Source organism: Microcoleus sp. K4-B3 (assembly GCF_036704615.1).
In the GTDB taxonomy this organism is placed as follows: domain Bacteria; phylum Cyanobacteriota; class Cyanobacteriia; order Cyanobacteriales; family Microcoleaceae; genus Microcoleus.
This window is the reverse complement of sequence record NZ_JAUBSF010000075.1, coordinates 1-22,501: the sequence shown is the minus strand read 5'-3', so window position 1 is coordinate 22,501 and position 22,501 is coordinate 1. Positions and strand designations below refer to the sequence as shown.

Genomic DNA, 22,501 nt, shown 5'->3' with positions numbered 1-22,501 from the left:
TGAAGGGGATCTCGCACTTACGGGCTAAACGTCCTCAAAAATTGCGCCTCGCTGCTCTAGATTCACCTGCATCTCCTCATCGATTCCTGTATTGTTCCCGAATCTGGCTGACTCGACATTCGCACCGCTGAAATTAGTATTTGTTAAGTTCACTTCCAGCAGATTGGCGCCGCTCAAATTGGCACCGCTGAGGTTAGCTAAAGCTAGACTTGCTTTGTGCAAATCTGCGCCACTTAAATCAGCATTTCCTAAGAAAGCGCCGCTCAAATCTGCACCGCCGAATTTGGCATTTTGCAGGTTGGCGTCGCTGAAATCGGCATCGCTTAAGTTTGCACCCCGGAAATTGGCCCGATCGAGATTTGCGCTGCTAAAATCCACTGCACTTAAAGTCGTTCCGCGCAAGCTGCTACCCGCGAAATCCAGTGCTGGATTGAGATTGGCAATTTTTGCCAACTCCACAAAGTTGTCTGTTTCAGCGGAAATAACGCGATCGACCATTTCCTGCAATTCCGATTCAGCTTCCGGGACAATTTCCACTTCGCGCGGTTCAACCGGAGGCAAATTGTAGGAAAATAGCGCCCAACTGAGAGCAGGTTGGAGTTTATTTGCTTGCAAATATACAGTCAGGATTCTTTCTAAAACCGAATGTTGATTGGGCGTGATATCGTGCGGCCATAAACCCTCCGCATCTGTGAGATAAATATCTTCTTTAGCCACTTCAAAAGCCGCTGCCATCCGAAATTCTTTGGCAGCTACTTCTCCTAGCTTAGCACTTTTTAGCAAACCTTTTAATACTGATTTGCCCTGTTCTACTGCAAAAATCCAAGCTGGCGTTGTATCATTGCTTATTGTGGAAACTTGACAAAATATGCTCTCTGTTTCCTTGCTTTTTTGCGGATTCGCGCCGCCCTGAACTCCCCGCTGATTTTCGCTCACTAAAATTTCTGCACTGTTTTTAATCGGCAGGGTTTCTTCTATTGGTAAAAGCTTGAAAGAACCGACTAACTGACGCGATGCTACGGGAATTTCGCAATTTTCTAGATAAAGATTGAGCGTCCCGCCTTGCAGACCAAATTTGACGCGACCACCTAGCAGGGGTTCCCAATGCTCGTTAAAATTCAGGCTCAAGTGAATGTCGAACTGCTGGGTTTGGGCTGCAACTGATGGAACTGGAATTGCTTCTAATTGCATCCACAAGCAATCTGGGTATTTGTTGTGAGACTCTAGCGATCGCATATCGGTAGATGTGCTGGCTTTGCCAGACTGTGATGGAGATTTTGAGGAGTGCCTAATTTTCAATCTATCACACTACAGCATTTTTTTATCCATTGAAACTGGAAATTTTGTTTATCCGCCCTTCATGAGTTTTGCTGAATTTGGCTTTTTACCCAATTCCGAAATGCTTTCACTAATTCCAAATAGTCCATTGTTTCTGCTTGTTCCAAAAATCTGACAATCTCTAATATCGGTAAGCTGGGAAATGCTAAACTGATCTCGCTCTCAACGTATTCTCCATTTTCTAATCTGTTGATTCTAAGTCGCGATCCATTATAAATCCAAACTTCCGGCACTCCCAGATCCGTATAAACCTGCAAGCTATTTTCCGAACGGCTGGTAATATCAATTTCCACCACTAAATCCGGCGGCGGATCTTGAGTCAGGTCGATTCTTTTTTTGCCTTTAACTGCACTAATATTCTGGATGTAAAAACATTCATCCGGTTCTGCACCGCTAAGTTCAGGACGCTTGAAAGTTGTGGAACCAAGTGGCTCAATTCTCACCTCTAATTCTTCCGCTAAGGTTTCAACAAATCGACCCATTATTGTTTTGAAGCGTTCGTGTTCTGGAGAAGGTACCATAATTTCAAGATTGCCGCGATTATATCTCAGTCGAATTTGCCTATCGCCGATTTCGGCAAGCAAAGTTTCGTAGGTTTGCCAACTGATACCCGATAGGTGGACGATTTGTTCCGGCGGGGCGAGAGTTTGAGCGGTCATCTGATTTTAGATTTTAGATTTTAGACTTTAGATTTTAGATTTCTCCCCGGATAAATCCGGGGCCACAAACCAAATTGTTTTGGATGATAGTGCTAGTTTTATGCTTCGTGCGTAGGCGCAAGCCGGGGCGTAGCCATCGCACTTATACATTATATCATCGAAAAAAGCTCGATCGCTCTTTAATTACTGAATAAAACTATGTGCGGTCGAGTCCGATTTTTTACTCACCAATCTGCGCCGGAAATACCGAAGACAAATCTAGAGACAACTCGGTAAAACCCGGAATTACCACCGTCTGATTTGGCAAAACAACTCGTTGCAATTGATAACTATAACTCCCGTTTTGTTTCTGATAAGGTTCGCTGTACATTTCCAGTTGATTATCAACCAAATTAAATATCCAATAATTAGAAATCCCAGTCTCAGCATAGAGAGACAACTTGGTTGTGCGATCGTACTTCAACGTAGAATCCGAAACCTCAATTACCAACAAAATATCAGCAGGCTGCGGGTGAGAAGATAAATAATTGTCCGAACGATTGCGAGCAATCACAACATCAGGCTCTGGTTCGCTATCATCAGACAAAATAATTGGCTCTTGTGCGCGCACGCGAGCGCGTCTTGCCAGTAAAATGATTAACTCCTCAACTAAAAGACTGTTACAAAAAGAGTGCAGCCTACCTTTCGCAGCCATAATGATAATTTCTCCGCGAATCAATTCAACTCTGTCATCTGGCTCAAAAAATCCCAGTTCTCCCAAACGGTGATATTCGGCGATCGAAAATCGTTTTGCAGTTACGGCAGTCATAGCTTTTCTTACCCTCTACAATTACCAACATTTCCAATGCTACTCAAAAATCCCACCCCGTGCGGTCAATTCAACCTTCACGGCTTCCGAAATTCCCAGACAACCAGAAAAGTTCGCATTTTCAACCACCACATTTTTTAAATCAGCGCGGCTCAAATCAGCCCCCTTTAAAATCGCCCCGCTCAAATCTACACCGCTCAAATCAGCATTTTTTAAATTAGCTTCAGTCAAATTTGCATCTACCAAAATAGCATTCGGTAAATAACCACTGCTCAAATTTGCCCCGGTTAAATTAGCACGGCTCAAATTTGCCCGGGGCAGCTTGGTTCGCAAATCAGCACCGCTTAAATTAGCGCTGCTGAGTTCAGCATCCCGCAAATTAGCATTGCACAAATTAGCATCAATTAAAATAGCAGCGCTCAGCAAAGCACCGCTGAGATCCGCCAAGGTCAAATCTGCGCCCTGGAAATTTGTTTCGCGCAAATCCGCACCGTTAAAATCAGCGTAGTGCAAGTCAAAACCGCTTAAATTCGCCCCGGCAAAATCCTCAACCAGATTCAAACCAACTGTTTCTGCAAGTTGTACAAAATTCTTATTTTTATCGCTAAAAAACAGTTCCCGGACGATCGCCAATTGCTGCTGCCGGTACTGGTTAGCCTTCTCGTAATCTGCTAAATACTTGTAACCGAGCTTCAAATTCTTGAGAGCATTGCGCTCACTGCGATCGTCCTTGCTGGCGCGCGCGACCGACAACTGCTGGTGATAACATTCGATCGCACCAGGCAAATCTCCATTAGCATCGCAAGCTAGCGCCAAATTGCCCAAAGTTTCCAGCTCAGAGCGCCCGTCGCCAGTTTCCCGCGCGATCGCCAAACGCTGTTGCTGGTAATCAATAGCACTAGAAAAATCCTCCAGAGCACAGCAAGCATTGCCCAGATTTCCCAAAGCATTCGCCTCACCCCGGCGATCGCCAATTTCCCGCGCTAACATCAAATGCTGCTGGTAGCAGTCGATCGCCTGAGCATAATTTCCCAGCGCTTCGTAAGCTACGCCCATATTTCCCAGCGCCGCACCCGATCGCCGCTTATCGTCCATTGAGCGATACAGCCCCAGCGCTTCCTGCCAAGAATCCAGCGCCGCCTCAAATTGGCGTGCCTGATATTGCGAAATCCCTTGCTTGATTAGCTCGCTAGCTTGTTCGCTCATACTGTCACAATTAGTTAATAACTAAAGTTGATATTAATCGACTCAAAGCGGTAATAGCTAATCGGTAATAGCTAATCGGTGGCTTACTCTCCCGTCTCCCCTGACAGATGTAGGTTTTTTACTGCTAGGAGGAGTTAGGAGTTATAGGTAGAAAACTCCTCCTATTGAGTGTGAGCGCAGTAAACACTTTCCCTAGAAGGACGTAACCCATAGCAGAGAAAGTTGGCTGACTGGCGTTTCAGTCCTATTCAGTCCGTCTAATCAGATTAACGATCGCCCCAATTAGTTCATCCGGTTCAACGGGCTTGGCAATATGCCTTTGGAACCCAGCAGCAAGCGCTTGCTGCTGATTAACATCCCCCGCATAGGCAGTTAAGGCGATCGCGGGAATTTGCCCACCTTGCTCTGGTGGTAAAGCTCTCACTTGGCGAAGCAGCATATAGCCATCCATATCTGGCATCCCAATATCGCTCAGCAGCACGTCTGGCTTAAATTCCATTAACGCCGCCAAGGCTTCGCCTGCTGAGCTGGCCCAGATGACGCTTGCCTGAGCCTGCTGCAACAGAAAAACCAGAAACTCCCGTGTATCGGTATCATCATCGACCACTAAAACTTGAACGCCTTTCAAATTGAGGGATGCCTCAGAGCATTGCTCCCGATCGTTGACGCCTGGCTCAATTGGCATCAGCGGCAGTCTGACGGTAAATGTGGCTCCTAGCTCTTCACCAGGGCTGTCTGCCTGAACCGTTCCGCCATGTAGCTCAACTAGGTAACGAACGATCGCCAATCCTAATCCCAATCCCCCAAACTTGCGCGTCGTGGCACTATCGGCTTGGCGGAAGTAGTCAAAAACGTATGGCAGAAACTCTTGAGGAATGCCCTTGCCGTTGTCGCTGATGGTGATTTGAGCTTGATTACCCACTTGCTCTAATCGCACCTCAACCCGACCGCCTGCGGGGGTAAATTTAACAGCATTGGAAAGCAGATTCCACACCACTTGCTGCAAGCGGGTTGGATCGCCTGACACAGCACCCACGTTGGAATCCAGGCTTACCTCTACCGCAATAGATTTGGCTTGAGCAGCCAGCCGCACTGTTTCGAGCGCCGTTGTTATAGTCGATGCCAAATTGATCGAAGTGGGATTCAGGCTGAGCTTCCCTTGCAAAATCCGGGAGACATCAAGCAAGTCTTCAATCAATTCCGATTGCAACTTGGCGTTCCGTTCAATCGTGGCCAGGGCTTGTGCCGTCTTCGCTTCGTCGAACTTGCGAACTTGTAGGAGCTTTGACCACCCCAAAATGGGATTCAGGGGCGATCGCAGCTCATGGGACAATACTGCCAGAAACTCGTCTTTGATGCGGTTGGCTTGGAGCAACTGCTCTGCTTGCTGCTGTAATGAAGTTGTCAGGTTGACCCGTTCCAGAGCGATCGCTACCTGATCGCAGGTTACTTGCAACAGATCAATTTCTTCTGAAGTAAAGCAAGTCCGGGTCAGACTGCCGAAGGAGAGCGTCCCCAATAACCGTCCCCGAGCAATCAGCGGTTGAGCGGCATAAGCGGTAATACCCATTGAGCGGATAATTTGAGCATGAGGATTAGTGGCAAGTTGCTCTCGATCGACAACAATTTGCCGGCGATCGCGGGCAACCAGTCCACAGATGTGTTGACCGAAGTCGATCCATTCCATCATTGCTGCCACTTCCTCAGAAATCCCACTAAAGTTGCTCAGATGCAGCTTTTGCCGATTGTCTTTCTCCTCAACTAAGAAGTTGTAGTAACAATGCAGGTCTAGCTGGGCTGAGAGCTTGCTAAACAAGGTGTTCATCAGCGCTAGGGGTTGTTCGGTGGCAAGCAAATCACTGGTCATTTCATACAGCAGGTGTAGCCGTTGGTTTGCCTGTCGCTGCGCGGTCTTGTCCTGCAAGATATTAACAAATCCTTGCGTGTTGCCCGTTTCATCCTGTAACGGCATCATTAAACCGCTCGCCCAAAAGCGGCTGCCGTCTTTCCGCAAATGCCAGCGTTCGTTCTCTACTTGTCCCTGGGTCAGAGCAATTTGCCTCTCCTTCTGTGCTCGTCCCTGTTCCTTGTCTTCGGGGGTGAACATGATGCTACCGTCGCAGCCGATCGCCTCTGCGTCTGTGTAGCCCAAAAGCCTTTGGGCGCCAGAGTTCCAAGTCGCAATCGTGCCATTGAGATCGAGAGTGAATATGGCGTAATCTTTTGCACTCTCAATCATCAGACGGAGGCGGGATTCACTCTGGCGCAATGCGACTTCTGCTTGGAAGCGATCGGTGATATCAATACAGGAACCGATGTAGCCCAGGAAATCGCCTTCTAATGTAAACCGGGGGACTCCTGTGTCTATAAACCAACGGTAGACTCCATCAAAGCGCCTGAGGCGATACTCCATCTGAAACTGTTGCCGAGCATCAAAGGCAGTGACATAAGTATCTAAGCAATGTTGGCAATCATCGGGATGGACTCCTTCTAACCAACCATTACCCATTTCTTGCTCCACCGTCCGTCCAGTAAAGTCTAGCCACGGCTGATTAAAGTAATTACAGAGTTTATCAGTTCCAGACATCCAGATCAGAACAGGAGCGGTATCTGCCATTTGCCGAAAGCGAACTTCACTCTCGCGCAGTTCAACTTCTGCTTGTTTGCGATCGGTAATGTCAATGATAAATTCCACGCCCTCTGCTTCATTGAACTGCGTCGCAGCGAACAATGCCCACCAGCGCGAGCCGTCTTTGCGGATGTATTCCTTTTCATAAGGAGTCGTGCGCCCGGTTGCTTCAAACTCCTCGACTGCTATCAGGGAATGGGGCATCCACTCCGGCGGTGTCATTGTGTCCCAGCGCACCAATCCTTGCTCAGTATCCTCACGGCTGTAGCCGCTCATGCGAAGGAAAGCATCGTTGGTTTCGGTGATAGTACCGTCGGTTTGGAAGAAAATGACCCCGACCGTTTCGATCGCGATCGCCCGACGCAGACGCGCTTCGGATTCGCGCAAGGCAAGGCTCGATCGATCGCGATCGAATACGATGGTGCCGACTTGGGTGGCGAAGTCGGACAGTCGATACTCCAAATCAGTCGGCATCCGCGCCTCGTCGAAGCACAGCATCAGAGAACCAAGGGGCAAGTTGTCTGCGCCCTTTATGGGGGCGGAATGACACGCCAGCACCCCGTGAGCCACGCATAAGTCTCGCCATCCTTGCGACCAGCGATCGTCGTTGGCGATGTCCGCACAGGTGACAGGTTTGCCGGAATACACTGCCTCGCCGCACGTACCGATGGCAAGCTCATTAATCGGGGCCTCCTTAAGTCCTTGAGCGAATGACGGCTCAAAACCCGGGGTGATGGAGTAGGGAAACGTCAGTTGCTCGGCATCGGCTACCAGGATGCAGGCTCGCGTGCGCGGATTTAGCTTGGACACGGAGGCACACAGGGATGAAAGACATTCGTCCAGCGGGCGTCCTGAGGCGGTCAACTCCAGCAGTCTCTTCTGCTCGACCAGCACGAGTTCCGCCTGCTTGCGATCGGTAATGTCAGTTGCAAAAATGGTCAGCCCATCGGCCGAGGGGTAAACCCGGTACTCAAACCAGCGATTCCAGGGCAGATAAAGATACTCAAACTGGATGGGCGTTTGTTCGTTCATCGCCTGATGGAATTGAAGGTAAACATCGGTGTCAACGGTATTGGGAAACAAGTCCCAATGGTTATAACCGAGCAGTTCTTCTCGCTGCTTAAAAACAATTTCGCACAAGCGATCGTTGACGTAGGTGTAGTGCCAGTTGCGATCGAGAGCAAAGAAACCATCACTGATGCTAGAGAGAATGCTTTCAACCTGCTGACGAGCTGTTTCTGGTTCTGGCTGCAGCACCTGTTCCTGCTGCATTGCTTCGGGCTGCTGTTGCGCCAGCTCGACATTTGTTTCCACTCGTGCTAACAATTCACGGTCAGAAAACGGCTTAGTCAAGTAGTCGTCGGCTCCAGCTTCAATGCCCCAGAAATCGAGTACCGCGTTCACCAGCTTCAGCAACCGTTGCCCGTTGCGCTGCACCACCTCCATCCGTTCTCGATGCGCAGCCGGTAGCGGCACGTTTCGATCGGTGAGAGCGTCCTCAGTGGAACCTATTATCAGGGTGAGGGGAGTCCGAAATTCATCGCTGACGTTACTGAAGAAAACCGTTTTGGCGCGATCGAACTCTGCGAGTGCTTCAAGTCGTTTCCGCTCTTGTTCATAAGTGCGAGCATTGGAGATGGCTGTTGTCACCTGCCCTGCGATCGAGTCAAAAAAGCCTTTGCAATCATCATCAAACACTCTGAATGGACTCACTCCGGCAATCAAGAACCCGAACGTTTCTCCCGATCGGGCTAGTGGTAGAATGACCGCTTGATGGGGAGATTGGGACCATGCCCCGCCCGGTAAAAGTCCAAATCGCGCCTCTAAATCCTCAACAATCTTGCTTTCACCGGTCTCCACGACTTGCCTCAGTTGCCACCCCTGGGACGTTTCAGCGGATGTCAGATCGATCGCCTCTGGGCTGGCGGTGGTTCCGGCGGCTAACCTTGTTGTGCTTGCAAGTCGTGCTTGAGTGCGATCGCCATCGAGGAGATACAGCAGCGCAAACGGGATGTCACAGGCGTTAGAGGTCAATGCGGTGGCGGAAACAAGGCAGGCGGCTTCTACCGTCTTGGCGGTGATTGTTTCTGCGCCTAATTCACGCAGCGTCCTCAAGCGGCGATCGTTCAACACCCGCTCAGTTTCTTCGCTGACAGCGCCAAACACACCGCCTGGTGTGCCATCATCGCCGGGAACAGGACTGTAGGAGAAGGTGAAGTAGGTCTCCTCTGGATACCCGTTTCGCTCCACAATCAGCAAAGCTTCTTTATTCCATGACGATTTGCCTTCATTTAAGACGGCTTCAGCTTGAGATCCAACGACCTCCCAAACGTCTGCCCAGAGATTAAACGCAGATTCACCTAATGCCGCAGGATGACGCTTACCCAGGATAGGGATGTAAGCGTCGTTGTAGAGGTTAATCATTTGGTGTCCCCACCAGATGAACATGGGGTAGCGGGAACCCAAGACAATCCCCATTGCGGTTTTTAAGCTCTGCGACCATTTCTCGACAGCGCCCAGGGGGGAAAGCGACCAATCGTGCGATCGGATCAGCGCCCCCATCTCGCCACCACCCGCAAAAAGCTCTTGAGGAATTTCCTCCGATCGATTGACGCTCATTTTTTTTTATTCCTGTCTAAAAATATTTGGTTTGCAGTGCCTCAGCTTCAAAAGATCCAGACAAACCCGGAAAAACTAGGCTGTCTAAGTTTCTTAAGCATTCTTCGCTAATGCTTGCGCTTCCCTTCGACTGCGCTCAGGGTTTGCGAGGAAATACCAGTTAGAGAGTGAATAGTAAGTATGTCTATTTGTTACCATAGCGGAATGCTTGATTTTATTATTCACTTGATTCCACAGGTTCCAAACGTGCTGTGTTGAGTTCACCTCAACAAAGGCGGTTAAGCAGCCTGCTATTTTTCCAGACAATCTCATACCTCAACGAGCAATCACCAAACCCGCTGCTTCATCACTGGCCAAGCCCTACACTTTAAGGTATTTAACCAAACCAATAATACTATTCTAAGCCGGATTTACTGTGAGCAATTAAATCTTAGGATGATCGAGAAGAGAGTTTAACAATTTTAAAAACAGATAATAAGCCCAACCAGCAAGCATCGGAGGATATTTTGTGCCTCGTTCTTTTAGTTGTTCTTTCTTTAGTTTAAAACTATTAAACTGCTCATAAAAAATTAGGTATTTGTCAGCGGTAGCTAATATTGATAATTGGTTAATGTCGCGCGGAAATTTTCCTATCTTATCCTCTACATTCTGGGCAAATTTAGAGTTTAAAGAGGCAGTAACTAGGAATCTTAAATTATTGCCATCCATTGACATAATTGATAGCCGAATGACTCCTTTTTACAGGGAAATACAAATGCTTGATTTGGGCTAACTGACACTTTTAATAGGATCGCATCTTAAAACTGCTATTTTTTGCTGATATTTGTATAATTTACCTTGTTTGTTATGGGTATGAAATCGTAATTTTTGCCAAGTGGTTGGGCGATATTTCCAAGAACACGATCGAGGGAACACGCAACTGCAACCTTTTTTACTACTAAGCAAACTTTTTACAGCATAAAATTTTCGAGCCTTTTTCAGTTGACTTTCGGCTTTGTTCAGCTAATATGTACAAGATTTGGCTTTGCCTTCTAAGGTTTTGATGTGTAAAATCCTACCTGACGCGCCACTGTCAACAGCGTCCTTAGCTGCTGATATGACCCTGTTGGCGTTTCTAGCGCTAATCCCGTAATTGTCTTGCAGATGTGTCCGCCATTTATATTTATTCAACTCATCACCTGACAGCAGAAAGTTGATGGTTTCACATACTGACTTGTCAAATATTGGGGTGTAACTTGCCAAAAATATTTCTAGCTGAGTTTTGCCAAGTGCCTTTAACTCATCTATTGGTGTCGGAAGTGCTTTAGCGAAATAGGTTGGGAATTATTGGAGATGTCTAATAGAGGTAGAGGTGGAAACGTCTCTATCGACTCTAACCTTGATGTTCGCCTTGGGAGGCGACTTCATCCGTTGTAAAAAAACTTACACCTGTTAGGGACGTGTTCTTCTTGCGGTCCCGCATCCTTATTTTTACACCCGTGCCCGAGAAAAAAAAAAGAAAAAAAAGAGAGAGCTACCTAAGTAACTCTCTCTGCCATCAGGGTGCATCTACATAACACAATATAACACAAGCGGGATGAGGGGTGAAACCCCTAAATGTAAAAATCAGGTAAAGAAATGTAGATTAAATTATAAAGTTATCATACAGCGCGAAAGGCGAGAGGGCGGCGGGATCGAGGAAAACCGATCGCGCGCCGCTGTATCCGCTACAAGACCCCCTTAAGGACCGCTTAGCCTGGGCCGTTAAGCTTCGCCACGAGCAGCTCATTGGTCAATTTGGGATCGGCGCGGCCGCCCGTTTCCTTCATCACCTTGCCGACAAAAAAGCCCAGCAGCTTAGTTTTGCCCCCTCGGTACTGTTCGAGCTCCTTCGGATTGGCGGCCAACACTGCATCGATCGCCCGATCGATCGCCCCAGTATCCGAAATTTGAATCAAACCCTTGCTCTCAACAAACTTCTGAGGCGAACCGCCGTTGGCCAGCAACTCCGGCAAAATATCCTTAGCGATTTTGCCGCTGATCGTACCGGCATCAATTAGCGCCAGCAGTTCGGCTAAATCCTGCGGTTGGAAAGGAATTTCTGCGATCGCCAGTTTTTCATTTTTCAGATAAGCAGTAATATCGCCCATCACCCAATTAGCTGCTTGTTTAGCCACAGCACCGGCGGCGATCGATTTTTCAAAATACTCCGCCACGGCTTTGTCGTCAGTCAGCACCCGCGCGTCGTAGGGAGAAAGAGCCAGCTCAGTTTCGTAGCGGTTGCGCTTCATTGCCGGCAATTCCGGCAGTTGAGCTTTCCAATCATGCAATTGCTCGGCCGAAACTTCGATCGGAGGCAAATCCGGTTCCGGGAAATACCGGTAATCGCTCGCACCTTCCTTAATCCGCATACTGAAAGTACACTGCTTGTTTTCATCCCAAAGCCGCGTTTCTTGGACGATGGTTTCGCCATTTTCCACAGCTTGAATTTGCCGCTCGATCTCGTAATCGATCGCCCGTTCGATCGCATTAAAAGAGTTCATATTTTTAATTTCCACCTTCGTGCCGAACTCTTTTCTGCCAACGGGGCGCACCGAAATATTCACGTCGCAGCGGAGCGAACCTTCCTGCATATTCCCGTCCCCAACACCGATGTAGCGCACGATCCGGCGCAATTCTTGACCGTATTCGGCAGCTTCCGCGCCCGATCGCAAATCCGGTTCCGAAACAATTTCGATTAGAGGCACACCGGCGCGGTTGTAATCCACCATTGAATAAGTAGAACCGCTCAGCCGATCGCTGCCGCCGTGAACCAATTTTCCGGCATCTTCCTCCATGTGCAAGCGAGTGATCCCGATTTTTTTTCTAGTAGAATTTCCCGTCTCGTCTACCAGTTCAATTTCTAGCCAACCGTTAGTAGCGATCGGCAAATCGAACTGAGAAATTTGATAATTTTTCGGCAAATCGGGATAGAAATATTGCTTGCGGTCAAACTTACTGTAAGGTGCGATTTCGCAGTTGAGAGCCAGCCCAGCTTTCACCGCATACTCCAGCACTTTTTGATTTAATACTGGCAACACTCCAGGCATTCCCATACAAATTGGGTCAATGTTAGTATTTGGGGCATTGCCAAATTCTGTAGAAGAACTGGAGAAAATTTTAGTATTCGTACTCAATTGACAATGAGTTTCGAGACCGATAATGGCTTCGTACTGAGTTTGGTTTTTTATCGAAGAGGGTGCAGCAGCAGTCATAAGCGATTTTAAAGACTGAATAACTTTAGATTTTATTTTAGCTTTTTATTGACCAAACCGATTGGAGATTATTTGTAGCTAGGGGCGGTTTCATTGGTCTCAACAAGCACGTCAAACCCGCAGTGCGGCAGGGGGTTTCAACCTATGCCGCACTGTGGGAAAGCAGGTTAACTTGAGACCAATGGGAATCGGCACACATAACGCCCTGCTACAAATTCGCGCTCGACCCACGCCCCGAGCCACGCCGATATCCTTTCGATCGCCTCCAAACAACAACCCTGTGCAAAAATATATTTAGCGCCAGCTCCCGCCCACACCCTTGCCTAGGAGAGTTTTAGATCGATCGACCACAATTGCCGATCGATCTGCACGCCAAACCCTTTTAGTGGCAGTCTTTAATAGCACCGCCCGCCTCCAAGGATTGGCTTTGCTCACAAATTAAAAGTTAAAAATGTATAATTTGACATAAAATTACATATTTTTAATTTTTAAGCTTTAATTTTGAATTGTAAAAGTAACACTTGCCTAAGTGTCAAAAATATGCCTGAAATTCCAGTTGAAAGTGCCACACTGTTTCAGAACAGCATCACTGAGCTAGAGCAGGCGGAATCAGCCCTCGAACTCGCTTGGAACGAACTCGAAAAACAAACAGCAGAAACCATTGCTCGCATTGCCAACGCCGGCTCAGCAAACACACAGGAAATTACGGATCGCTTTGCTGGGGCTAAGCAACTCCGCCAGCAACTTCAAACTCAAATAAAACAAGCCAACTCGCGGCTGGAATTTCACCTAGAAAACTCGCCAATGGCAGTTATAGAGTGGGACAGGGAATTTCGGGTAGTGCGGTGGTCGCCAATGGCCGAACAAATATTTGGCTGGAGTGCAGCAGAAGTAATCGGCAAATACTGGCACCAATGGTCAATAGTTTATCAAGAAGACTTCGAGCAAGTGTGCACCGTTACCAATCAACTGTTACACAGCAGAGAACACAGCAAGATTTGCCGCAACCGCAACTATACCAAAGATGGCTCGGTAATTTACTGCGAATGGTACAATTCTACACTAATCGATGAATCGGGAACAGTAGTTTCAATTCTCTCTTTGGGCAGAGACATAACCGATTGCCACCGCATTCAAGAAGAACTGCACCGGCGCGAACAAGCTTTCAGCGCCCTAGCGGAAAATGCGACCGATATCATCGCCCGGTTCGATCGAGAACTGTGCCTCCTTTACATCAACCAAGCAGTAGAATCAACAACCGGAAAACCCCCCGCACAATTGATTGGCAAAAGCAACAGACAATCAGGAATGCCACCCCACTTGTGCGACCTGTGGGACGAGACTTTTCTGAAAGTTTTTGGCACCGGCCAACAAGAAACCATAGAATTTGAGTTTCCCACTCCCGAGGGCATAAAACATTACCACTGTCGAGTCATTCCCGAGTTTGCTGAAGACAATTCAGTAGAAACTGTTTTATCCATCGCTCGCGACATCACAGAACTAAAACAAGTCGAAGCCCAGTTCCGACAAAGCGAATCCAAATTTAGAGCCCTAGTTGATTCTAATATGATTGGCCTAATTTTTTGGAACCTAAACGGCAGCATTACAGATGCGAATGCCGCGTTTTTAAACTCGGTAAACTATACGCGGGACGATCTGCTTTCAGGAAGAATTAACTGGCAAGAAATGACCCCACCAGAATACGTGCGTTTAGATACAGAAAAAGTTGCCGAACTGAAGGCTAGAAATACGGTTATTCCCTTTGAAAAAGAATTTATACGCTCCGATGGTAGTCGCGTTCCGGTGATGCTGGGCAGCACATTTTTAGAAGGAACGAAGCAGTTAGGCGTCAGTTTCGTGCTGGACTTAAGCGAGCGCAAACAAGCAAAATCGGAACTGCAACAACATCAACAACTTTTAGAGAGCATTTTGACAACTATCCCGAACTTTCTCTACATTTACGATGTAGTAGAAAACCAAACTATTTATGCAAATGAATCTGTCACAGCAATACTCGGCTACACGGCAAAAGAATGGCAAGATTTGAGTACAGATGCTATCGCTAACTTAGTTCATTCTGAGGATATGTTAAAGCTAATTACAGGTATGGAGCGGCTAAAACACAGCAGCAATCCCTATGAAACCGATGACATAGACTACAGAATAAAACACAAAAATGGGGAATGGCGTTGGGTACACGCTCGGTCTACAATCTTCAAAAGAACCCCAGACGGACAAATGAGGCAAATTATCGGTTCCGTACTCGACATCACCGATCGCAAACAAGCCGAAGAATCATTAAAACAGCAAAAAGAACTGCTGCAAACTATCTTCGACAACGTGCCGATCATGCTGGCATTATTAGACAAAAACGGTAAAATAAACTGGGTAAACCGCCACTGGGAACAAGTGCTCGGCTGGAGTTTGGCAGAAATCAAAGACCGCGATATCTTGACCGAATTTTATCCGCAGCCAGAATACCGTCAATACGTTTTGGATGAAATCCAAGCAGCCAATCAGAACTGGAGCGACTTCAAAACACAAGTTAGAGACGGGCGAATTATCGACACTTCTTGGGCAAATGTTCGCCTTTCAGACGGCAGGTGTATCGGCATTGGTCAAGATATTACCGAACGCAAACGAGTAGAAGCTGAACTCAAAGAACTCAACGAAACTTTAGAAGCTCAAGTCGCCCAGCGTACCGCAGAGTTAGAGACTTTTTTTGATGCTTTGCCGGACTACATTTATGTTGTAGAACGGGACAATATGCGCTTTTCTTTTGTCAACCACCCCCTTGCCGAATTTTCCGGATTCGACAGCAGGCAGCAGATGCAGGGCAAAACTATTTTTGAGTGCTATCCCAGCGAGATCGCAGAACGATTTTGCCGGGAAAATTTGCAGGTATTTGCATCAGGAAAAACTCTGCACTACCAGGAAAAATTTGTGATACCGGGTGGCAATGCTTACTTCGACACGTTTAAAATTCCGCTGAGAAATCTCAACGGCGAGGTTTATGCTTTAATTGGCACTGCTCGCGATATCACTGAGTTGGTAGAGACAAAACAAGCTTTGTCAGAACGCACAGAGCAATTAGAAGCTGCCAATCAAGAATTAGAATCTTTTTCTTACTCAGTTTCCCACGACTTGCGCGCACCTTTGCGACACATTTCAGGTTTTGTGGATGCCTTAAAGCAGCGGCTAGAAGCAACTGAGGTGTTGAGCGATCGCAAAATAGTTCACTATATGGAAGTAATTGAAGACAGCAGCCAAAAAATGAGCCTGTTGATTGACGGTTTGCTCGCCTTGTCGCGGGTGGCTCGCACCGAGTTGATGTACATTCCGATCGATCTGGCCCGTTTGGTACAAACTGCGATTAAATTGACTAAACCCCCAAGTGTCGGAGATCCGGCTCAAACTCCCCACAGCGTTGAATTTGCCGTCGGAAATTTGCCGACGGTAACGGGAGATCCAACTTTGCTGCAACAGGTGTTCAGCAACTTGATTAGCAACGCCGTCAAGTTCAGCCGCGGACGAACTCCGGCTACAATAGTTATTGATGGGTTACCGGATGGAACGATTTTTGTCAAAGATAACGGCGTGGGTTTTCCGATGGAATATGCCGATCGGCTGTTTGGAGCCTTTCAGAGGCTGCACTCCCAGAGAGAATTTGAAGGTACGGGCATCGGTTTGGCGATCGTCCAGCGGATTATTCATCGTCACGGCGGCACGATTTGGGCAGAAAGCCTACCTAGTCAAGGAGCCACGTTTTACTTTAGACTAGGGCAAACAATCTCAAACGCCAATATAGATTCGTAAGTTAACTTTATAATAGTTTTAAATTTTGAATTTAAAACTATTATACACTTAAAGAAGTCACAATCGGTGAGAGCATCCGAATTTTGGTTTCACAGGACTGTTCGCTGTGAGAGATCGCAGCGAAAAATCTAGGCTCTGCAAGATGCTCGCACTCCTAAAAAACGCTTTTTACAGAATTGGGATGGGAGCATCTCATCTTTGTGAAAACACTTCTTCTCGCTCCTTCCTTCTTGCTCTTTCCTCCTGCCTCAAAACTTCAATTTCTAGCTTGGGTGCAAAAGTCAGATGCTCCCATAGGGATGCTCTCCAATCGGTTCGCTCAGCCCTCGGCTCCGGGTGCTAAATAAAGGTATGGAGACTAGAGTATATAATTTTAATGATACTAAAAATAACTAAAAATTACAAGTTAAAATTAACAAAACTAAATCTAAAAAATGACATTTAGCAACAACACAAACAACAAATTAAAAACTTCCGAATACCTTATGTTAGATATAATTCAGACCAACTATCTACTAAAAATGGTAGCGGAATCAACATTAAAATTGTTGATTGTCGAAGACATGGCCGAAGATATGGAGTTAATAATGCTCGCCTTAGAATCGGGGGGAGTACAATTTAATTGCGACACTGCCGAAACAGCAACAGAGTGCAGAAAACTACTCCAAAATTGCAAGTACGATGCTGTACTATCAGATTACCGACTCCCCGGCTTCAACGGTTTAGAAGTGTTGAAATTAATGCAGGAATTAGGGCAAGACATACCATTTATTTTAGTAACCGGAAGTTTGGGAGAAGAAGCGGCAGTTGAGTGCATCAAAGCCGGAATGACCGATTACGTATTAAAGGGGCGGCTGTTTAGGTTGCCAACAGTCTTAGAACGATCGCTCCAAGAATACAAAATGCGCCGCCAGCAGCAAGAAGCGATCGCCCAAATTCAGCGGCAAGCTCAGCGAGAAGCGATCGTCAACCGCATCCTCCAAGCCATGCGCTTCACCCTTGTACTCGACGAAGTTCTCCAAACCACCGCAGATCAACTGCACGAAGCTCTCGAAATCAGCGCCTGCGCGATCTTGCAGCCAGATGCCGAAGGCGGCATCAGAGTTCGCTACATGAGTAAAGCAGCCGACAGAGAACGGTTCGTTGGGCTAAATTGCGAATTGGCCGAGCACTACCACTCCTGGCTCGCGGCCGGGGAAACCCTGGCCCTCGACGAGTTATCGACCCTGTACCCGTCCATTCAACCATCAGCAGAGTTTGTATGGTTTCGCGCCGTGGCGATCGCGCCGCTGCTCTACCAGCAGTCATTTTTGGGAGGAATTGCCCTCTATCAGTGCGATCGGGCGCGCTCTTGGAACGCCGAAGAACTCTCGCTACTCAAAGCCATAGCCGATCAGTGCGCGATCGCGATCCACCAAGCCGAACTCTACCAACAAGCCCAAACCGAACTAGCAGAACGCAAGCGCGCCGAAGCAGCAGTCTGTGGCATCCAGCAGCAGCTAGCCACAATGGCAGCCAATATTCCCGGCTCAGTTTACCGCACCGTGCTTCATCCAGACGGCACAATTTCTATGCCCTACATCAGTCCGGGCGTGCGCGAAGTTACTGGGATCGCTGCCGAAGAAGTAATTTCGCGCCCGGAACTCTTGACGGAAATCATCCATCCAGATGACAAAAGCTCGTGTGACAGCAGCGTAGCAGCATCGAGAGCGAGTCTTTTGCCCTGCGATCGCCAGTACCGCATCGTTCTGAGATCTGGGGAGGTCAAGTGGGTGCAAGACAGCGCCAGATTTTCCAAGAACGAAAACGGCGACATAATTGTAGACGGAGTAGCTCTCGACATCAGCGATCGCAAAGAAGCCGAATCAGCGCTGCGGCAAAGCGAACAGCGATTTCGATCGCTGATTGAAAACGCTACAGACATCACGATCATTCTCGACGGCGAGGGAATCTTCCGCTACATCAGCCCTTCCGTCAAGCGAATTTTAGGATACGCGCCCCACCAGGCGATCGGGCGCAGCGCCTTAGAAATAGTTCACCCCGACGACTGCGCCGCGATCGCCGAAACCCTCCACAAAGCCATTAAAAACCCCAAAAGAAGCCAGTGCCCAGTTGAGTACCGAGTCCGCCACCGCAACGGTTCTTGGTGTTATGTAGAAGCTGTAGCCACCAACTTGCTGTACGATCCCGCAGTCAAGGGAATCGTGATTAACTGTCACGACATCACTCAGCGCAAACTCGCCGAGGAACAACTGCTGCACGACGCTTTTCACGACGCGCTCACCGGATTGCCCAACCGATCGCTATTTACCGATCGGCTGGAACACGCTCTGAGGCTGGCAAAACGGCGCAAAGACTACTTGTTTGCCGTGCTGTTTCTCGATTTAGATAGATTTAAAGTAGTCAACGATTCCCTGGGCCACGCCATCGGCGATCAACTGCTAGTATTGATCGCGCGGCGTCTGGAAGCTTGTATGAGGGTCGGAGATACAGTGGCCCGCCTCGGAGGAGACGAGTTCGTGCTGTTGCTCGAAGACATCGACGGCATAAATGAAGCTACCACCGTTGTCAACCGCCTGCAAAAGAAAATCACCTCGCCCATCCTTCTAGACGGACACGAAGTATTTATCACCGCCAGCATCGGCATAGCTTTGAGTTCTGGCGAATACCTGGAACCTACCAACCTGCTTCGCGACGCCGACACAGCAATGTACCGCGCCAAAGAACTCGGCCGAGCCCGACACGAAGTTTTCAACAGTTCCATGCACGCCCACGCTTTGCGGCTGTTGCAGCTAGAAAACGACCTGCGACGGGCGATCGAATCAATTAGAGAGCCCGCTAGAGAAGAAGACTCTCCCCAATCCGCCCCATCCGCCCCATCCGCCCCATCCGCCTTACCTCCCTTATCCGCAGCGCCCCAGTTTATCCTTCACTACCAGCCGATAGTCAACATCGCCAACAGCACAATTACCAGTTTTGAGGCCCTAGTGCGCTGGCAGCATCCAGAACGCGGCTTAGTTTCCCCCGGCGAATTCATCACAATCGCCGAGGAAACCGGCTTGATCGTACCCCTCGGCCGCTGGGTACTGCGCACAGCTTGCCAGCAAATCCGCCAGTGGCAGCAGCTATTTCCAAGCAACCCGCCCTTGAGTGTCAGCGTCAACCTTTCAGTCAAACAGTTTTCTCAGCCAGATTTAATCGAATACATCGACCAAGTTCTTGCAGAAAGTCACCTCGACGGCAGCAGTTTAAAACTAGAAATTACCGAAAGCGTACTCATAGAAAATTCCGAATCAGTAACAGCAATGCTGGTGCAGCTCAGATCCAGAAATATACACTTGTGCATTGACGACTTCGGCACCGGCTATTCATCGCTCTCCTACCTGCACCGCTTCCCCACCAATACCTTAAAAATAGACCGCTCTTTTGTTAGCAGGATGGGAGGTGATTTCGACCTCGGCAAAGGAGCCATTGACCCCACAGAAATTGTGCGATCGATCGTTACTTTGTCGCACAATTTAGGCATGGATGTAGTAGCCGAAGGAGTCGAAGAAGCCTCGCAACTATCTATACTCAAAGGGTTAAAATGCGAGTACGCCCAGGGATTCTTTTTCTCAAAGGCAGTAGACTCTCAAACAGCAGCAGCCCTAATCCGACAGCAAGCAGAAAATCAGAATTTGCTGACATTTAGTTTGTTAGAGAAAGGCAATTAAAAAAACACGGCACTTTGTGCGTCCCATTTCAGCATAAAATCTTAAAATATTTTAAAGCTGTCCCTAACTGGCGTCAGTTAATAACTACGGCATCCAAATCACTATGACTATTGGCTACCTCGCCCTCGTTCTCCACGCCCACTTGCCTTTTGTCCGCCACCCCGAAAGCGACTACGTTTTAGAAGAAGAATGGCTGTTTGAGGCGATCGCGGAAACCTACATTCCGCTGCTGCAAGTCTTTGAAGGGCTCAAGCGCGACGGCATCGACTTTAAAATTACCATGAGCATGACGCCGCCCTTGGTTGCCATGCTGCGCGACCCCTTGCTGCAAGACCGCTTCGACGACCACTTGGCTAAACTCGAAGAACTAGCGGATCTCGAAATCGAACACAACAGCGGAAACGGTCACCTCCGCTATTTAGCAGAACATTACGCCGCCCACTTCTCTCAAGTTCGGAACTTTTGGGAAAGGTACGATCGAGATTTAGTAAAAGCCTTCAAACAATTTCAAGACACCAACAACCTCGAAATCATCACCTGCGGCGCCACCCACGGCTATTTACCGCTGATGAAAATGTACCCCGAGGCAGTTTGGGCGCAAATTCAAGTAGCCTGCGACAACTACGAAGAAAACTTCGGCCGCCGACCTAAAGGCATTTGGCTGCCCGAATGCGCCTACTACGAGGGCTTAGAGCGGATGTTAGCCGACGCAGGCCTCCGCTACTTTCTCACAGACGGCCACGGCATCCTCTACGCACGCCCGCGTCCCCGCTACGGCAGCTACGCCCCAATTTTCACCGAATGCGGAGTAGCAGCCTTCGGCCGGGATCACGAATCATCGCAGCAGGTTTGGTCTTCCGAAGTCGGCTATCCAGGCGCGGCCGAATACCGGGAATTCTACAAAGATTTGGGCTGGGAAGCTGACTACGATTACATTAAGCCCTACATCATGCCCAACGGCCAGCGGAAAAATACCGGGATTAAATATCACAAAATCACCGGTCGCGGATTGGGTTTAGGCGATAAACAGTTGTACGATCCGTATTGGGCACGGGAGAAAGCAGCCGAACACGCCAGCAACTTTGCCTTCAACCGGGAACGGCAAGTTGAACACCTGAACGGCATTATGCAGCGTCCGCCGATTATTGTTTCACCTTACGACGCCGAACTTTTCGGTCACTGGTGGTACGAAGGGCCTTGGTTCTTAGATTACCTGTTCCGCAAGAGTTGGTACGACCAAAATACCTACGAGATGACGCACTTAGCCGATTATTTGCGGGCAAATCCGACTCAGCAAGTGTGCCGCCCGTCTCAGTCTAGCTGGGGTTTCCGGGGTTTCCACGAGTATTGGCTGAACGATACCAATGCTTGGATTTACCCGCACTTGCACAAAGCTGCGGAACGGATGATTGAGTTGGGAAGCATGGAACCTGCGGATGAGTTGCAGTGGCGCGCTTTGAACCAAGCGGCACGGGAAGTGCTGCTAGCTCAATCTTCTGACTGGGCATTTATCATGCGTACAGGGACGATGGTGCCCTATGCAGTGCGGCGGACTCGATCGCACTTAATGCGCTTTCACAAACTGTACGATGAAGTGAAAGAAGGCAAAGTCGATTCCGGTTGGTTGGAGAAGGTAGAAGAGATAGATAACATCTTCCCCGAGATTAATTATCGCGTTTATCGATCGCTTTAAGCCTCGCTACCCCTTGAATCTCTCACCCCCCCAGCCCCGCTTCAGGGGGGGAAAGGATGCTAATTAAAATTATAGGTGATGGGGCGATCGCCATGAGTAAAATGAGAAGGGCGATCGCATTTTGGGATGGAAAGGTCGATCGCACTTTATGTCTTTTTCTCAACGCGGAGGCGAGCGCTCTTTTTGGTATAATAGAATTGTTCAATAACACGAATTATCTAAATACAACCGCTCGGGAAATATGAATAAACAAATCCAAACAATTGTCACCAAAACTCAGCAAGGTCTCAAAAAACTTTACGGCGAACAATTAGACAAAATTGTTCTTTTTGGCTCCCAAGCTAGAGGTGATGCTAGAGCAGACTCCGATATAGATATCTTAATAGTTCTCAAAAAATCCTTTAACTACTCTCAAGAAAGCGATCGAATTAGTATTTTAATTGCCGACTTATGTTTAGAATATAATGTGCTGATTAGCTGTGCATTTGCCACTGATGAGCAATTTTATCAACACAATAATGGTTTCTTCCGCAACATTCGTCAAGAAGGGTTAGCGATATGACTCCAGAACAACAAAGACTACTGGATAAAGCGAGTAGAAGTTTGCAAGCAGCGAGAATTGAACAACACAGGTTTTCCTGAATTTGCCGCTTCCCGTGCTTATTATTGAATGTTTTATATGGCCACAGCATTTTTAGAAGCTGAAGGACTAAGCTGTTCAGCATCTAAAACGCATATTGCATAGTATAATATGATGATATTTATAAAAAGTCAATGCCTACTAAAA

General features: G+C 48.0%; 12 protein-coding genes. 5 read left to right on the top strand and 7 right to left on the bottom strand.

Features of this window, described 5'->3' with window-relative positions:
* Window positions 1-24: 24 nt before the first annotated feature.
* From QUA78_RS24605 to gatB, 7 genes are all read right to left on the bottom strand, one after another.
* Window positions 25-1,299 carry a pentapeptide repeat-containing protein gene (locus QUA78_RS24605; RefSeq protein WP_333303588.1) on the bottom strand — a complete coding sequence of 425 codons (1,275 nt, stop codon included), beginning with the start codon at window positions 1,297-1,299 and terminating at the stop codon, window positions 25-27.
* A 59-nt stretch (window positions 1,300-1,358) separates the two neighbouring features.
* A complete protein-coding gene (locus tag QUA78_RS24600) occupies window positions 1,359-1,997 on the bottom strand; it encodes a Uma2 family endonuclease (RefSeq protein WP_333303587.1) in 639 nt (212 codons plus the stop codon).
* A 220-nt stretch (window positions 1,998-2,217) separates the two neighbouring features.
* On the bottom strand, window positions 2,218-2,805 hold the full coding sequence (locus tag QUA78_RS24595; RefSeq protein WP_333303586.1) for a Uma2 family endonuclease: 588 nt from the start codon (window positions 2,803-2,805) through the stop codon (window positions 2,218-2,220).
* Between the two features lie 39 nt (window positions 2,806-2,844).
* On the bottom strand, window positions 2,845-4,011 hold the full coding sequence (locus QUA78_RS24590; RefSeq protein WP_333303585.1) for a pentapeptide repeat-containing protein: 1,167 nt from the start codon (window positions 4,009-4,011) through the stop codon (window positions 2,845-2,847).
* A gap of 244 nt (window positions 4,012-4,255) precedes the next feature.
* Window positions 4,256-9,259, bottom strand: coding sequence for a PAS domain S-box protein (locus QUA78_RS24585; protein WP_333303584.1), 5,004 nt, complete (start codon window positions 9,257-9,259; stop codon window positions 4,256-4,258).
* A 423-nt stretch (window positions 9,260-9,682) separates the two neighbouring features.
* Entirely contained in the window at window positions 9,683-9,967 is a 285-nt protein-coding gene (locus tag QUA78_RS24580) for a hypothetical protein (RefSeq protein WP_333399069.1), read from the bottom strand.
* A gap of 1,022 nt (window positions 9,968-10,989) precedes the next feature.
* Window positions 10,990-12,492 carry an Asp-tRNA(Asn)/Glu-tRNA(Gln) amidotransferase subunit GatB gene (gatB, locus tag QUA78_RS24575; protein ID WP_333399068.1) on the bottom strand — a complete coding sequence of 501 codons (1,503 nt, stop codon included), beginning with the start codon at window positions 12,490-12,492 and terminating at the stop codon, window positions 10,990-10,992.
* A 540-nt stretch (window positions 12,493-13,032) separates the two neighbouring features.
* Between gatB and QUA78_RS24570 the strand changes: the two genes are divergently transcribed.
* The 5 genes from QUA78_RS24570 to QUA78_RS24550 all read left to right on the top strand — a co-directional run bounded on the left by QUA78_RS24570 (window position 13,033) and on the right by QUA78_RS24550 (window position 22,276).
* Complete coding sequence (locus tag QUA78_RS24570) at window positions 13,033-16,308, top strand: PAS domain S-box protein (protein WP_333306216.1); 3,276 nt, start codon at window positions 13,033-13,035, stop codon at window positions 16,306-16,308.
* A gap of 485 nt (window positions 16,309-16,793) precedes the next feature.
* Complete coding sequence (locus tag QUA78_RS24565) at window positions 16,794-20,021, top strand: EAL domain-containing protein (RefSeq protein ID WP_333399067.1); 3,228 nt, start codon at window positions 16,794-16,796, stop codon at window positions 20,019-20,021.
* A 103-nt stretch (window positions 20,022-20,124) separates the two neighbouring features.
* On the top strand, window positions 20,125-21,714 hold the full coding sequence (locus tag QUA78_RS24560) for a glycoside hydrolase family 57 protein (protein ID WP_333203489.1): 1,590 nt from the start codon (window positions 20,125-20,127) through the stop codon (window positions 21,712-21,714).
* Between the two features lie 56 nt (window positions 21,715-21,770).
* A complete protein-coding gene (locus QUA78_RS24555; RefSeq protein WP_333307605.1) occupies window positions 21,771-21,959 on the top strand; it encodes a hypothetical protein in 189 nt (62 codons plus the stop codon).
* Window positions 21,956-22,276, top strand: a complete 321-nt coding sequence (locus QUA78_RS24550; protein ID WP_333307607.1) for a nucleotidyltransferase domain-containing protein — start codon at window positions 21,956-21,958, stop codon at window positions 22,274-22,276. Before QUA78_RS24555 ends, QUA78_RS24550 begins: the two co-directional genes overlap by 4 nt.
* Window positions 22,277-22,501 lie beyond the last annotated feature (225 nt).